This window comes from Klenkia terrae, assembly GCF_037083865.1.
GTDB lineage: Bacteria > Actinomycetota > Actinomycetes > Mycobacteriales > Geodermatophilaceae > Klenkia > Klenkia terrae.
This window is the reverse complement of sequence record NZ_JBAPLV010000002.1, coordinates 287,068-300,571: the sequence shown is the minus strand read 5'-3', so window position 1 is coordinate 300,571 and position 13,504 is coordinate 287,068. Positions and strand designations below refer to the sequence as shown.

The window sequence follows — 13,504 nt, the reverse complement described above, 5'->3', positions numbered from 1 at the left end:
GACCGCGGACGTCGGGGTCCTGCGGCACGCTGCTGGTCATGCGCACCCCGTGGCGGAGCACCGGCCGCCCACCCGTCGACCCCGACCCGCTGGAGCTGCTCCGCGCGGCGGGCCGGCTGGCCCGCGACCCCGACGCCGGCGACCTGCTGGACCCGCTGGTGAGCGCGCTCGCCAGCGCCCACCCCGCCCTCGACCTGCCCGGCGCGGAGACCACGCTGGCCGACGGGGTGGCCGCCGCCTACGACCGCGGCTGGCAGCCCACCGACGTGGTGCACGTGGTCCGCCGGCGGGTCAGCCAGCGGGCCGGCCGGCTCGCCGCCGCCGTCGTGGTGGCCCAGGCGCGCACCACCCGGGCCGCCGACCGGGCCCCGCGGGCGTGGGCCGACCAGCTCGACGCCCTGGGTCCCGCGGCCGGGCTGGCCGGCTGGTGGGCGGGCACCGGGGTGGACCCGGCCACCGGGTGGCGCGACGTCGTCCGGGTGCTGGGCCTGCTGCCGGACCTGCCGCGGCTGGAGCACCTGCTGCCCGGCCCGGCCGGCTGGCCGCAGCACCGCCGTGCCGACACCCCGGTGCCGACCGGCCCGGTCGACGAGAAGGCGCTGGGCCGGGTGCGGGCCCTGCTGGCCAAGGCCGAGCGCACCGAGTTCCCCGAGGAGGCCGATGCCCTGACCGGCAAGGCCCAGGAGCTGATGAGCCGGTACGCCATCGACAGCGCGGTGCTGGCCGACCAGCGGGGGCCCGACCTCGGGGCCGACGTGGTGGCCCGGCGGCTGCACCTCACCGACCCGTTCACCGGCGCGAAGGCCCAGCTGCTGCACGCGGTCGCCGTGGCGAACGGCTGCCGGGTCGTGCTGCTGCGCGAGCTCGGCATCGCCACCGTGGTCGGCCTCCCGGTGGACCTGGAGCTGGTCGACCTGCTGTTCACCTCGCTGCTGCTGCAGGCCACCCGCGCCCTGGCCGACGCCGACGGCCCCCGCACGGCGGTGTTCCGGCGCGGCTTCCTGGTCGCCTACGCCGCCCGCATCGGGGAGCGGCTGGCCGTGGCCGGCGAGCGCGCCGCGGCCGGCGCCGCGCAGCAGCACGGCGGGTCCCTGGTGCCGGTGCTCGTCCGACGCGAGGCCGCCGTGCAGGGCCGGGTCACGGAGCTGTTCCCGCACCTGCGGCGCACCCGCAGCCGTCCGGTGGACGCGGCCGGCTGGTGGGCCGGCCGGCGGGCGGCCGACGGCGCCGACCTGGGGACCGGCCGCACCCCGCTGCCGGGGTGAGGTCAGCGCGGGACGGGACCGGTGGAGGCCCGCACCACGAGGCGACCGGGCACGACCACCGGCCGGCCCTGGAACCACCGGTCGGCGGCCCCCATCCGCTCGACCAGCACGTCGACGCAGCGGGCGCCGACCTCGGCGAAGTCCTGGTGCACGGTGGTGAGCGGGGGCCGCAGGAACTCGGCCTCGGCGATGTCGTCGAAGCCGACCACGCTCACCTGCCCGGGCACGTCGACCCCGGCCTCGGCCAGCGCGCGGACCAGGCCGAGCGCCATGTGGTCGTTGGCCACGAACACCCCGGTGACCTCGGGCCACCGCCGCTGCAGCTCCAGGCCGGCCGCGTACCCGGACCGCGCGCTCCAGTCACCGACCAGCGGCTCGCGCAGCCGGAGCCCGGCGGCGGTCATGGCCTGCTGCCAGCCGTCCAGCCGGGCCTCGGCCTCCAGCCAGTCCAGGCGGCCCCGGACGTGGGCGATCTCGGTGTGCCCCAGGTCGAGCAGGTGCCGGGTGGCCTGCTGCGCGCCGTCGAACTGGTCCACCACGACCGACGGCACACCGGGCGCCGTCCCGCCCTCGACGGCGACCGCGGGCAGGTCGGCCGGCAACCCGGCCATCACCTGCACCGCGGCGCGCTGCGGGGCGAGCACGACGACCCCGCACACCGACTGGGCGACCAGCCGGTCGACCGCGTCGGCGAAGGCCTGCGGGTGCGGGTCGGGCACGGTGACCACCTGGGTCTGGTAACCCGCGGCCCGGGCGGCCTGCTCCAGGCTGAACAGGGTGCTCGCCGGGCCGTGCAGCGTGGTGTCGAACGCGATCACGCCGATGGTGTCGGACTGCCGGCGGGCCAGCGCCCGGGCGGTGAGGTTGCGCCGGTAACCCAACTCGGCCATCGCCGCCAGCACCTTGGCCCGGGTCTCCTCCTTGACGTAGGGGTGGTCGTTGAGCACCCGGGAGACCGTCTGGTGGGAGACACCGGCGAGCTCGGCGACGTCGGCCATGACCGGTCGTCCGGGTCTGTCCTCCACCGCAGCCTCCTGCTCCGCACACGTCGCGCGCATCGTGGCACGGGAGAGCGCCGCTGTTAGCGTTCACAGACCCGCTGCCGTCCGCCAGGAGCCACGCATGCCTTCCCCGCACCCCAGCGGCACCCAGCACGAACTCGTCCTGGACGACGTCCGCGCGGTGGTCACCGAGGTCGGCGGCGGGCTGCGCAGCCTCGCCGTGGCCGGCCGCGACCTGGTCGTCGGCTTCCCCGTCGAGGTCCCGCGCCCGCTCTACCGCGGCTCGGTGCTGGCGCCGTGGCCCAACCGGGTGGCCGACGGCCGCTGGACCTCGGGCGACCAGGTGCAGCAGCTGGCCCTCACCGAGCCCGACCGCGGCAACGCGCTGCACGGCCTCACCTGCTGGAGCGCCTGGGAGCTGCTGGACCGCACCGCCTCGACGCTGCGGCTGGGCGTGCGGGTCTGGCCGCAGCAGGGCTGGCCGCACCTGCTGGACGTCGTCGTGGGCTACGAGCTGACGCCGGCCGGTCTCCGCTGGACCGTGGAGGGGCGCAACACCGGGGAGTCCGCGGCGCCGTGGGGCAGCTCGGTGCACCCCTACCTCGTGGCCGGTCCCGGCCGGGTCGACGACTGGGAGCTGCAGCTCGACGCCGCGCGGGTGCTCACCGTGGACGACGAGCGGCTGCTGCCGACCGGCCTGGCCGACGTCGAGGGCACCGACCTGGACTTCCGGACCAGCCGCTCGCTGCGCGGGCTGGCCGTCGACCACGCCTACACCGGGCTGGGCGCCGCCGAGCGTGCGACGGCGACCGTGCGGGCCGCCGACGGCGGCGGGGTGGCGATGCACTGGTCGACCGCCGAGCTGCCCTGGGTGCAAGTGCACACCGCCGACCGTCCCGACCCGGCCGACGACCGGGTGGGGCTCGCGGTCGAGCCCATGACCTGCCCGCCGGACGCGCTGAACTCCGGCACGGACCTGGTGGTGCTGCAGCCCGGGGACACGCACTCCGCGAGCTGGGAGATCGAGGCGCTGCGGTCGTAGCGTCGGGGCATGGATCTGCCCCCGGCACTGCTCGAGCTGCTCCGCTCCCCCGCGCCCTGCTTCATCGCCACGCTGATGCCCGACGGCGGGCCGCAGATGACCCAGACCTGGGTGGACGTCGACGACGCCGGCCGGGTCGTGGTCAACACCGTCGCCGGCTTCCAGAAGGTGCGCAACGTCGAGCGGGACCCGCGGGTGGCGCTGAACATCGCCGACCCGGCGAACCCCTCGCGGTACTTCGGGGTGCGAGGCCGGGTGGTGGCGATGACCACCGACGGCGCCGCGGAGCACATCGAGGCGCTGGCGCAGAAGTACCTGGGCGGCCCCTACCCGTGGTTCGGCGGCCGGGACCAGCAGCGGGTGGTGCTCACCGTCGAGGCCGACACGGTGCACTCACCGCAGGGCTGACCAGCTGATCGCCCGGTGGGACGGCGCCCTCGTCCGCCGTCCCGCCGAGCCCGGTCAGCTCGTGAAGATGCTGACACCACCCGGACCGACCAGCAGCCCGACGACGATGAGCACGATCCCCCAGAGCAGATGCTTGCGGAAGGTGCTGGAACTGTCGACGAACCGGATCCACCGTGCGGACCGGCCGGTCGGCACCCGCCCCGCCCGAGGATCATGGCCCGGCGTGAGCCTGCCCGACGCCCTGTCCCGTCTGCCCAAGGCCGAGCTGCACCTGCACGTGGAGGGCACCCTCGAACCGGAGCTGGCCTTCGCCCTGGCGCAGCGCAACGGCGTCCGACTGCCCTACGGCGATGTCGAGGAGCTGCGCCGGGCCTACGACTTCGCCGACCTGCAGTCGTTCCTGGACCTGTACTACGCCTGCATGCCGGTGCTGGTGACCGCCGCGGACTTCCACGACCTGACCGCCGCCTACCTGGCGCGGGCGCACGCCGACGGGGTGGCACACGCGGAGCTGTTCGTCGACCTGCAGGTGCACCTGGGCAACGGGGTGTCCGCCGACGACGTGCTGGACGGGATGACCTCGGCGCTGGCCGCGGCGGGCGAGCGCTGGGGCATGACCGGGGGCGTCATCCTGTGCGTGGTCCGCGACCGACCGGTCGAGACCGCGCACGCCGCGCTGGACGCGGTCGCGCACCGGGTGCACGACCTGGTCGGCATCGGGCTGGACTCGGCCGAGGTGGGCTACCCGCCCTCGCTGTTCGTGTCGGTGTTCGACCGGGCCGCCGCGATGGGCCTGCACCGGGTGGCGCACGCCGGCGAGGAGGGTCCCCCGGCCTACGTGCGGGAGGCGGTCGAGCTGCTCGGCGTGGAGCGGGTCGACCACGGCATCCGCGCCGTCGAGGACCCGGACGTGCTGGCCCTGCTGGTGGGGCGGGGCATCGCGCTGACGGTGTGCCCGCTGTCCAACGTGCGGCTGCGGGCGGTGCCCGACCTGGCGGCGCACCCGATCCGGGCACTGCTGGACGCCGGTGTCCAGGTGACGGTCAACTCCGACGACCCGGCCTACTTCGGCGGCTACGCGGCCGACAACTACGCCGCGCTGCTCGCGCTGGGATTCACCGCCGAGGAGTTCGCCGGTCTGGCGCGCACGTCGGTGCGGGCCTCGTTCGCCGCCGACGACCGCAAGGCCGAGCTGCTCGCCGGCATCGACGCCTGGGAGGCCGCCGGACCTGTCTGACCCGCGGGCCACACTGGCCCGGTGCCCTTCGTCACCCGACCGCACGTCGAGCAGCTGGCCGACCGCCGGTGGCGACTGACGGAGCCGTTGGTCTACCGCGGACGCCGCGAGGACTGGGTGGTGCCGGTCGGGTTCGTCACCGACTTCGCATCGGTGCCGGTGCCGGTGCGCTGGCTGATCCCGGCCGACGGCCCGTGGACGGCGGCCGCGATCGTGCACGACTGGTTCTGCTCGGTCGGCATCGAGGCCGGGGCGATCAGCAGCGGGGACGCCGACGCGGTGTTCCGGCGCATGTGCCGGGAGCTGGGCACCCCGATCCCGCGGCGGTGGCTCATGTGGGCCGGGGTCCGCTGGGGTGCACTGGCCTCGGCGGTCCGCCGGCCGGGCATCGCGCGGGACCTGCCCGGCGTCGTTGCCATCTCCCTGGTGGCGGCCCCGCTGGTGCTGCCGGTCTCGCTGGTGGTCGCGGTGGGGCTGCTGGTGGACCTGGCCGCCGACGTCGTCCTCCGGTTCGTCGGCGGCCTGCTGGGGCGCCGCCCCGACCCGCCCGGGCCGTGGCTGGAGGAGGGCAGCGCTGTAGCCCCGCCCATGGGCAGTAGCTAGCGCACGACGGCCGGCCTTGGTTCAGACGAGGCGGGGTTCGAGGAGGATCTCGGTGCCGTCGGGGCGGTGGGTGCGCCATCGGCCACCAGGATCTCGCTGCACCCGGAAGCCGTGGTGGACCTTGGTGTGGTGCCGTTCGCACAGCAGCGCCGAGTTCTCCAACGAGGTCTCCCCGCCGTGCGCCCAGTGCACGAGATGGTGCACATCGGCCCAGTGGTGGGGTGCGCCGCAGCCGGCGAACACGCAAGTCTCGTCCCTCGCCACGACTGCTCGCCGCAGTGCCGGGGTGACCACCCGGTGGGCGCGGCCCAGGTCCAGCGGGACGCCGTCGGGGCCCATGACGATCCTCGACACCACCGCGTCGCAGGCCAGCCAGCGGGCCCGGGCGGCGGAGATGACCGCACCGAAGCCGGTGCTCGCCGTCCCGGGCCCGGTGCCCTCGCCGACCAGGTCCTCGACACCGACCGTGATCACGACGTGCGGCTTCTGGGTCCGCAACGTGGGCAGGTCGCCGGCGGCGAGCTGGTTGTCCGCGAGCTGCACCAGCGCGTCGGCGTTCTGCTGCCACCGCGTGCGCAGGTCACCCTGCGGCCGGTCGGCCTGCACGATCGACTCCAGCGCCGCCTTGACCTTCTCCCCGCCCACCGCATCCAGGTCGAACCGGCCGGTCACGCTGCCGTCGGCGTGCGTGGCCACGCTGAGCCGCCGATCCTCGGTCGGGTCGGGCTCAGCACCGTCGGGGTCCAGGGCGGCCTCGAACGCCTTGACCGCCACCGCCAGGGTCTGGTGCGACGAGGAGACCGCCAGCGCTGCCCACGTGCGGTCGAACGCGGCCAGGTCGACGTCCTGCTCCGCCGCCCGGGCCCGTTCCTGCTCCCCCACCGTCGAGGCCACCACGTCGACCTGCGCGGCGGTCACCGCACCCTCGGCGAACCCTGCGGCCAGCGCCGGGAAGTGCTCCAGCGCGCGACCGGTCCGCACGATCCGGCTCGCCTCGGCGGCCGAGAGCCGCAGGTGACCGATCAACCAGGACCGCATCGACACCAGCCCGTCGTGCTCAGGGGCCTGGGTCAGCTCGGCGTGCCGGGCGGTGCGGGCGATCTCGGCATCCAGCCGGTTGCGAGCTGCCACGAGCACCGCCGTCCGCTCCAGGGTCTGACCACCGGTGAGCCCGTGCAGGTCCTCTGCGCCGAAGCTGTCCAGGGCCGACCCGAGCTCGCTCACGACACCTCCCCGGCATTCGAATGTGTGTTCGAAGTCTACCGCGAGGGGGTGTCAGCGACAACACGAAAGACCAGTTCAGAGCCGGGATCGGGCCTCATCCGCGGTGCGTCAGGGCCCCCCGGGCGGCCTGCTCGGCGAACGGGTGGCCGAAGAACCCGGGCAGGCCCCCGGTGTGCAGCCAGACGGTCCGCTCCCCCGGCCGGACGTCGCCGTCGGCCACCGCGGCGACCAGCCCGGCCATCGCCTTGGCCGTGTAGGTCGGCTCCAGCACCAAGCCCTCCGTGCTGGCCGCCGTCCGGATGGCGTGCTCCCCGGCCGCGGTGAGCGCCCCGTAGCCGGCGCCGACCTGGTCGGACCGCAGCCGCAGGGCGCCGACCGAGCCGCCGAGCGCCTCGACCAGGGCGGTCACCCGCTCGACCGGGTCGTCGACGGCCCCGGTGTCCACCCCGAGGACCCGCTCGGCGCCGAGCCCGGCGACCAGCCCGGCCATCGTGCCGCCGGACCCGACGGCGGTGACCACGTGGGCCAGGTCCGGCGCCTGCTCCTCCAGCTCGGCGGCGCAGGCCAGGTACCCCCGGGCACCGGTCGGCGAGGACCCGCCGAGCGGGATGAGGAACGGCCGCTCCCCCGCGCCGCGCAGCTCATCGGCCACCGCGACCGGATCCCCGCCGAGGACGACCCGGGCACCGAACAGCCCCTCCAGGGCCAGGTTGCCGGGGCGCTGCGGGTCGGCGTCGCCGGCGAGCACGAGCACGCACCCCAGCCCGCGCCGGGCGGCTGCCGCGGCGGTCATCCGGGCGTGGTTGCTCTGCACCCCGCCGCTGGTGACCAGCACGGACGCGCCCGCGCCCTCGGCCTCGGCCACCAGGTGCTCGAGCTTGCGGATCTTGTTGCCGCCGCCGAGGTCGGTGAGGTCGTCGCGCTTGACCCACAGGTCGCCCGGTCGGAGCCCGACCGCGACGGCGAGACGAGGTGCGGCGTCCAGCGGGGTGGGCCAGTGCGAGAGGGCGACGGTCACCCCGGGATGGTCGCCCCGGGCGGTAGCCTGCGCGCGCCGACGTCGTCCAGGAGGTCCCGTGCTGGGTCGCAGTTCGTTCACCGCCGACGAGGTCGCTGCCGCCCGCGCCGACGTCGCCGGCCAGCTCGCCGCGTTCCGTGCCGTGCCGGCGGGGCCCGAGCGGGATGCGCTCGAGCCCCGCTTCGCCTCGGCGGTGCTGCTGGCCCTGGACCGCCGCTTCGTGCACCGGACCCGGGGCCTGTCGGGGAAGAAGGGCACCCCGTTGAACGAGCTGGAGCTGGTCGCCGACGGGCTGATGGGCGACGGACAGCTGCCGGCCAGCACGGTGATCAGGTACGACGCGGCCGCTGCGGTCCTCGGCCTGGCGGTCGGTGCGGAGATCGCCCCGTCGGCCGACGACGTCGAAGCGCTGGCGGCCGCCGTCCTCACCGAGCTGGACGCGACCGCCGGCTGACCCTCAGGCCGGGGCGCGGCCGGGCTGCAGGTGCTGGGTGAACCAGTCCACCTGGACCGCCGAGGAGATCGCGAACCCCTCGACGTAGGCGTCGAAGTGCCCGCCGGGCAGGACGACCAGCTTCTTCGGCTCCCGCGCGTCGTGGAACCCGTCGATGGCGATCTTGGTGGGGGTGAGGACGTCGTCCTCGGCGACGCACATGAGCAACGGGGTCGGCGCGATCAACCGGATGTAGGCACCCGGCTGGTACTCGGAGAACCGCTCGACGCTGCGCAGCGTGCAGGAGTTGACGTAGCTGGGCGCGCGCAGCTCGTGGGTGCCCATGAACCAGAAGTAGGAGTCCGGGGTCGGCAGCGCGCTGGGCGCCATCGGGTCGGCGTTGACCACGTCGATCATGGCCGGCGCCTCGCCGCGGGCCCGGGCGCGCCGGTCCTCGTCGAAGCCGGCCCGGGCACCGCGCACGAAGTCCGCCCGCACGAGCTGCCGGAAGTTGGCGTCGCCGTCCACGACCGGGACCTGGGCGCTGACGCACCGCACCCGGCGGTCGGTCGCGGCCACGACGAGCACGTGGCCGCCCGAGTAGCTCGAGCCCCAGATGCCGATCCGCTCGGCGTCCACGCCCGGCAGCGTCTCGGCGAAGGTGATCGCGGTGCGGAAGTCGTCGATCTGGTCGTGCGGGGTGATCTCGCCACGGGGTTCCCCGCCCGAGGCGCCGAGGTTGCGGTTGTCGTAGACCAGCACGTGGAACCCGGCGGCGGCGAAGACCTCGGCGTAGACGTCCAGGTACATCTCCTTCACCGCGGCGAAGCCGTGGCACATCACGATCACCGGGGCGGGGTCGGTGGTGCCCGGCCGGTAGTGCCACCCGCGCAGGGTGACGCCGTCGGCGTCGAACTCCACGTCGGTGCGCTCGGGTGCGGGCTGGGTGCTGGTCACGGGTGGTCCTCCACGGCGTCGTGGGCAGGTCCGGGTGGACCGGCGGTGGCCGAAACCTAGGGACGCCGACGGCCCAGGGCCATGGACGGGGACGCCGTCCACCCGACTCTGCGCGCCAACCCCCCGCGCAGCCCTCGCCAGCGCGGTGCCAACCTCCCTAGGGTTCGGGCACTCCGTCGACGAGGACCGAGGTGGTGGCCGTGACCGACGAGGTCCGGACCGTGCAGGGGGTGGGCCGCGCCCAGGCGCAGGACGCGTGGGGCCGACTGCTGTCGTCCACGCACCTGCCGTGGAGCATCGCCGAGCTGGACGCCGACGCCCCCGGGTTCCGGGCCACCGTCCGGCGGCGCCACCTCGCCGACCTGGTGCTGGTCGACTGCACCTGCGACCCCTGCTCGGGCACCCGGCGCGCGCACGACATCGCGGCCACCGACGGCGAGTACCTGGTCATGCTCATGACGCTGTCGGGACGGGAGGTCGTCGGCCAGGGCGGGCGCCAGGCACAGCTGCGCCCGGGCAGCGTCGTGGTCTGGGACTCCACGACCCCGGCCGAGTTCGTCGTGCAGGAGCGGTTGGTCAAGCGCAGCCTCGTCGTCCCGAAGGCGGCGCTGGCCGAGGTCGGGTCACGCGGGCTGCTGCTCACCGGCACGGTCCTGGACAGCAGCGCCCCCGCCGTCACCCTCCTCGGCGCCTACCTGGACGGGCTGTCCAGCACGCTGGACGACCTGCCGCTGGCCGCCCTGCCGGCGGCCCGGAACGCCACGATCGAGCTGCTCGCCGCCGCCCTGCAGGACGCACCGGCCGGACCGCCCGGGCACCCCGCGGTCGTCCGGGCGGCCGCCGAGGCCCACGTCGACCGGCACCTGGGCGACCCGGCGCTGGTACCGGCCTCGGTGGCGGCCGCGCTGGGGGTGTCGCTGCGCACCCTGCAGCGCGCCTTCGCCCCCACCGGCGAGGGCGTCGCCGGGCACATCCGGACCCGACGGCTGGCCCGGGCGAGGGACGAGCTGCTCGCCGGCCGCACCGTCGCCCAGCGCTGGCACTACGCCGACGCCAGCCACTTCTCCCGCACGTTCAAGCAGCAGTTCGGCCACAACCCCAGCGAGCTGCCGGGGCCGGCCGCCCGTGCACGGTGATCTCGAGGAGCCCAGCACCATGACCCACACGCTCATCGCCCTCTACGCCCAGCCCGAGGACCCGGCCGCGTTCGACCGGCACTACGCAGAGACCCACAGCCGGCTCGGCCTGGCGTTCCCCGGGCTCCGCTCGTTCACCGGGACCCACCCGGCCCCGGGTCCGGACGGCGCACCGGCCCCGTTCCACTTCGTCGCCGTCCTGGAGTTCGACGACCAGGCCGCCCTGGACGCCGCCATGGCGGGGCCGGAGGGGCAGGCCGCGGTCGCGGACCTGGCGAACTTCGCGGGGGCCGGGGTCACCCTGGTCAGCGGGGAGACCACCGTCTACCGCGAGCCGGTCAGGGGATGAGTCCCTCGGCCCGGTAGCGGTCGAACAGGCGCAGGAACGAGTCCTCGGTGCGCACGTAGCCGGTGAAGCCGAGCAGCCGGGAGCGGCTCATGTCGGCGAGCACCTCGATGTCGCGACCGAGGTCGGAGTCGGTGTGCCACCACGACGCGACCCGGGCGAGGTCGGGCTCGACCAGCCCGTGCTCGGCGACGACCCGGGCCCAGACCGGCTCGGCGTCGGCCATCTGCTCCTCCAGCGGCCGCGGGGCGTCGGAGTAGCCGATCGGCTCGACGTCGAGCGCGGCGGCGAGCCGGGGCCACATCCACCGCCAGCGGAAGACGTCCCCGTTGACCACGTTGAACGCCAGGTCCGCGGCGGCCTCGGTGGTCGAGGCCCAGATCATGTGATCGGCGAGCTGGCCGGCGTCGGTCATGTCGACCAGGGAGTTCCACTGGGTCTCGGACCCCGGAAACACGAACGGTCGGCCGTCGGCGCGGCAGATCGCGGCGTAGGCGGCCAGCGTCGAGCCCATGTTCATGGCGTTGCCGACGGCGTGGCCGATGACGGTGTGCGAGCGGTGCACGCTCCAGGTGAAGCCCTGCTCGGCCGCCGCCTCGAAGAGGGCGTCCTCCTGGGCGTAGTAGAAGTTCTCGACCGGCAGCCGGTCGGCGTCCTCGTGGAACGGGGTGTCGGGCATCTCGCCCTGGGCGTAGGCCTCGAATGGGCCGAGGTAGTGCTTCAGCCCGGTGACCAGCGCGACGTGCCGCACGCTGCGGCCCGGCGCCAGCGCGGCCAGCAGGTCGGCGACCATCGCCCGGTTGACGACGATGTTCTCGGCCTCGGTGTCCTGCTTGGACCAGGCGCAGAAGAACACGTGGGTCGGCCGCAGCTCGCCCAGCGCCTCCGCCAGGGAGTCCGCGGAGCGCAGGTCGGCGCGGACGTGCCGGGCACTGGAGCCCTCGACCGGGTTGCGGGAGAGGCCGGAGACCTCCCAGCCGCCGGCGGTCAGCTTCTCCACCAGCGCGCTGCCGGTGATGCCGCTGGCGCCGACCACGAGGGCGTGGGCGCCGAGGAAGGGTGGGGTGGGGGTGGTCTGCAGGGTGCTCATCCTTCAGGGCAGCACCGCGGGCCGTCGCCGTGTTCCGTGGCGCGCACGGGGGATGATGGGGCGATGGAGATGCTGCGCCGCCTGCAGGCCGAACGACCCGTCGTGTTCTGGCTCGTCCTGCTGGTCGGCTTCTGGGTCGCGTTCCGACTGCTGATCTTCGTCGCGGAGCTGATCCTCGGCCCGTTCGGCCTGCCGGGCTGGGCTCCACTGGCGCTGGTGCTCGTCGGGCTCGTCGTCGTCGCCCGTAGGCAGAACTCCCGCTAGCCCGGAGACGAGTCAGGCCGTCCACCCAGCGGGTGGACGGCCTGTTCACGTGGGTGGAGCTGAGGGGACTCGAACCCCTGACCCCCACACTGCCAGTGTGGTGCGCTACCAGCTGCGCCACAGCCCCTTGCGACCCGGTCTGGTGTGTCCGAGCCGTTGACAACCATACAGTCCCCGGACGGCCACCCCCGAGGAGGGTCCCGGTCATCGGCGTGGCGTCCCGCTCCCCACGGCGGGAACCCGGTTGACCTGCCGTCGGACCATGGATGCGTGCGCGTGGTCTTCACCCGGATGGCCGACCGGCGCCCGGTGGTCACCCCGCTGACCCGGGACGACGGCGTCGCCTTCACCCTGCGCGGCGCCGGCGGCGGTGACGACCTGCCGCACGACCTGGTGCACCTGCTGGTCGAGACCGAGCTCCGGGTCCGCGACGGCATCTGGGGCGCCATCGCCGACGGCGTCGTGTGGGGCTCGATGACCCACGTCTCCGGCCGTCAGCGCCCGCACGCGCGGGAGCGCTCCGACCAGCTGAAGAAGGACCGGCACGGCGCGGTCGGCCGGGCCGAGGCGCTCGCCGACGTGGTGGCCCGGCTGTCCCGGTCCGAGCCGGTGCAGCGCGGCGAGGCCTCGTGGGTGCCCGCGGCCGAGCTGCGCCGGGCCGCCGACGCGCTGGCCGCCGCCCGGCAGCGGTGGCGGGCCCTGGCGCCCGGGCAGACGTGGGAGCTGCACTGGACCACCCCCACCGGGCGACCCTGAGCTGCCCCGCGGGGCCCGGCGCACGCCTCGGGGGCGATCATGGACGACGTGAGCCGGGTGCTGGTCGTCGACGACGACCCTCAGCTGCTGCGCGCGCTGCGGATCACCCTGCGGGCCGCCGGCCACGAGGTGGTCACCGCCCCCGACGGGACGACGGCGCTGCGCGAGGCCGCCGCCAGCCACCCCGACGTCGTCGTCCTGGACCTGGGCCTGCCCGACCTCGACGGCACCGAGGTGCTGGCCGGGCTGCGGCCGTGGTTCACCGGCCCGGTGCTGGTGCTCTCGGCCCGCTCGGACAGCCGGGACAAGGTCGACGCACTCGACGCCGGCGCCGACGACTTCGTGACCAAGCCCTTCGACATGGACGAGCTGCTGGCCCGGCTCCGCGCGGTGGTGCGCCGCCGACCCGCCGAGGGCGGCGAGGCGGTCGTCGCGACCGAGCACTTCACCGTCGACCTCGCGGCCCGGCAGGTGACCGCGGACGGCGTCCCGGTGCGGCTGACCCCCACCGAGTGGGCGCTGCTGTCGGAGCTGGTGCGCGCCCGCGGCCGGCTGGTCGGCCAGCGCCAGCTGCTGCAGTCGGTGTGGGGGCCGGCCTACGAGACCGAGACGAACTACCTGCGGGTCTACCTGGCCCAGCTGCGCCGCAAGCTCGAGCCCGACCCGGCCCACCCCCGCTACCTGCACACCGAACCGGGGATGGGCTACCGCTTCACGCCCTGAG

At 75.1% G+C, this 13,504-nt stretch carries 17 protein-coding genes and 1 tRNA gene; 11 read left to right on the top strand and 7 right to left on the bottom strand.

Annotated features, from left to right (window positions below; all coding sequences use genetic code 11):
• Window positions 1-38 precede the first annotated feature (38 nt).
• Window positions 39-1,265 (top strand): DUF2786 domain-containing protein, encoded by a 1,227-nt coding sequence (locus UXQ13_RS03565; RefSeq protein WP_225232607.1) that lies wholly within the window; start codon window positions 39-41, stop codon window positions 1,263-1,265.
• Between the two features lie 2 nt (window positions 1,266-1,267).
• Here UXQ13_RS03565 and UXQ13_RS03560 read toward each other — a convergent pair whose 3' ends face one another.
• Window positions 1,268-2,290, bottom strand: a complete 1,023-nt coding sequence (locus tag UXQ13_RS03560) for a LacI family DNA-binding transcriptional regulator (RefSeq protein WP_225232608.1) — start codon at window positions 2,288-2,290, stop codon at window positions 1,268-1,270.
• 97 nt (window positions 2,291-2,387) lie between these two features.
• Here UXQ13_RS03560 and UXQ13_RS03555 point away from each other — a divergent pair, with 97 nt between their 5' ends.
• Window positions 2,388-3,308, top strand: a complete 921-nt coding sequence (locus UXQ13_RS03555; RefSeq protein WP_225232609.1) for an aldose 1-epimerase family protein — start codon at window positions 2,388-2,390, stop codon at window positions 3,306-3,308.
• Window positions 3,309-3,317: 9 nt separating this feature from the next.
• The gene (locus UXQ13_RS03550; protein WP_225232610.1) at window positions 3,318-3,716 is read left to right on the top strand and encodes a PPOX class F420-dependent oxidoreductase; all 399 of its coding nucleotides are present in this window, start codon (window positions 3,318-3,320) and stop codon (window positions 3,714-3,716) included.
• Window positions 3,717-3,770: 54 nt separating this feature from the next.
• On the opposite strand, the gene UXQ13_RS03545 is transcribed toward UXQ13_RS03550, so the two are convergent.
• Window positions 3,771-3,911, bottom strand: coding sequence for a GPGG-motif small membrane protein (locus tag UXQ13_RS03545; RefSeq protein WP_225232611.1), 141 nt, complete (start codon window positions 3,909-3,911; stop codon window positions 3,771-3,773).
• Window positions 3,912-3,939: 28 nt separating this feature from the next.
• Between UXQ13_RS03545 and UXQ13_RS03540 the strand changes: the two genes are divergently transcribed.
• Entirely contained in the window at window positions 3,940-4,953 is a 1,014-nt protein-coding gene (locus tag UXQ13_RS03540) for an adenosine deaminase (RefSeq protein WP_225232612.1), read from the top strand.
• 21 nt (window positions 4,954-4,974) lie between these two features.
• Window positions 4,975-5,556, top strand: a complete 582-nt coding sequence (locus UXQ13_RS03535) for a DUF1353 domain-containing protein (protein WP_225232613.1) — start codon at window positions 4,975-4,977, stop codon at window positions 5,554-5,556.
• Window positions 5,557-5,577: 21 nt separating this feature from the next.
• Here the strand turns inward: UXQ13_RS03535 and UXQ13_RS03530 are convergent, their stop codons facing one another.
• Together UXQ13_RS03530 and UXQ13_RS03525 are read right to left on the bottom strand one after the other, a co-directional pair.
• Window positions 5,578-6,780 (bottom strand): HNH endonuclease, encoded by a 1,203-nt coding sequence (locus UXQ13_RS03530; RefSeq protein WP_225232614.1) that lies wholly within the window; start codon window positions 6,778-6,780, stop codon window positions 5,578-5,580.
• Between the two features lie 94 nt (window positions 6,781-6,874).
• Entirely contained in the window at window positions 6,875-7,798 is a 924-nt protein-coding gene (locus UXQ13_RS03525) for a pyridoxal-phosphate dependent enzyme (protein WP_225232615.1), read from the bottom strand.
• 58 nt (window positions 7,799-7,856) lie between these two features.
• On the opposite strand from UXQ13_RS03525, the gene UXQ13_RS03520 reads away from it, so the two are divergent.
• Window positions 7,857-8,252: a hypothetical protein gene (locus tag UXQ13_RS03520; RefSeq protein WP_225232616.1), complete on the top strand. Its 396-nt coding sequence runs from the start codon at window positions 7,857-7,859 to the stop codon at window positions 8,250-8,252.
• Window positions 8,253-8,255: 3 nt separating this feature from the next.
• Here the strand turns inward: UXQ13_RS03520 and UXQ13_RS03515 are convergent, their stop codons facing one another.
• The gene (locus UXQ13_RS03515; protein WP_225232617.1) at window positions 8,256-9,188 is read right to left on the bottom strand and encodes an alpha/beta hydrolase; all 933 of its coding nucleotides are present in this window, start codon (window positions 9,186-9,188) and stop codon (window positions 8,256-8,258) included.
• A 200-nt stretch (window positions 9,189-9,388) separates the two neighbouring features.
• Between UXQ13_RS03515 and UXQ13_RS03510 the strand changes: the two genes are divergently transcribed.
• Together UXQ13_RS03510 and UXQ13_RS03505 are read left to right on the top strand one after the other, a co-directional pair.
• Window positions 9,389-10,324, top strand: coding sequence for an AraC-like ligand-binding domain-containing protein (locus UXQ13_RS03510; protein WP_225232618.1), 936 nt, complete (start codon window positions 9,389-9,391; stop codon window positions 10,322-10,324).
• 19 nt (window positions 10,325-10,343) lie between these two features.
• On the top strand, window positions 10,344-10,673 hold the full coding sequence (locus tag UXQ13_RS03505) for an EthD family reductase (RefSeq protein ID WP_225232619.1): 330 nt from the start codon (window positions 10,344-10,346) through the stop codon (window positions 10,671-10,673).
• Here UXQ13_RS03505 and UXQ13_RS03500 read toward each other — a convergent pair.
• Window positions 10,663-11,760 (bottom strand): SDR family oxidoreductase, encoded by a 1,098-nt coding sequence (locus UXQ13_RS03500; RefSeq protein ID WP_225232620.1) that lies wholly within the window; start codon window positions 11,758-11,760, stop codon window positions 10,663-10,665. The two genes, UXQ13_RS03505 and UXQ13_RS03500, sit on opposite strands and share 11 nt — an antisense overlap.
• A 63-nt stretch (window positions 11,761-11,823) precedes the next feature.
• On the opposite strand from UXQ13_RS03500, the gene UXQ13_RS03495 reads away from it, so the two are divergent.
• Window positions 11,824-12,024, top strand: a complete 201-nt coding sequence (locus UXQ13_RS03495; RefSeq protein ID WP_225232621.1) for a hypothetical protein — start codon at window positions 11,824-11,826, stop codon at window positions 12,022-12,024.
• A 54-nt stretch (window positions 12,025-12,078) separates the two neighbouring features.
• Here UXQ13_RS03495 and UXQ13_RS03490 read toward each other — a convergent pair.
• Window positions 12,079-12,151, bottom strand: a tRNA-Ala gene (locus tag UXQ13_RS03490).
• 143 nt (window positions 12,152-12,294) lie between these two features.
• Between UXQ13_RS03490 and UXQ13_RS03485 the strand changes: the two genes are divergently transcribed.
• Both UXQ13_RS03485 and UXQ13_RS03480 read left to right on the top strand, forming a co-directional pair.
• Window positions 12,295-12,780 carry a hypothetical protein gene (locus UXQ13_RS03485; protein ID WP_225232622.1) on the top strand — a complete coding sequence of 162 codons (486 nt, stop codon included), beginning with the start codon at window positions 12,295-12,297 and terminating at the stop codon, window positions 12,778-12,780.
• Window positions 12,781-12,828: 48 nt separating this feature from the next.
• Complete coding sequence (locus UXQ13_RS03480) at window positions 12,829-13,503, top strand: response regulator (protein ID WP_225232623.1); 675 nt, start codon at window positions 12,829-12,831, stop codon at window positions 13,501-13,503.
• The last annotated feature ends 1 nt before the right edge of the window (window position 13,504 follow it).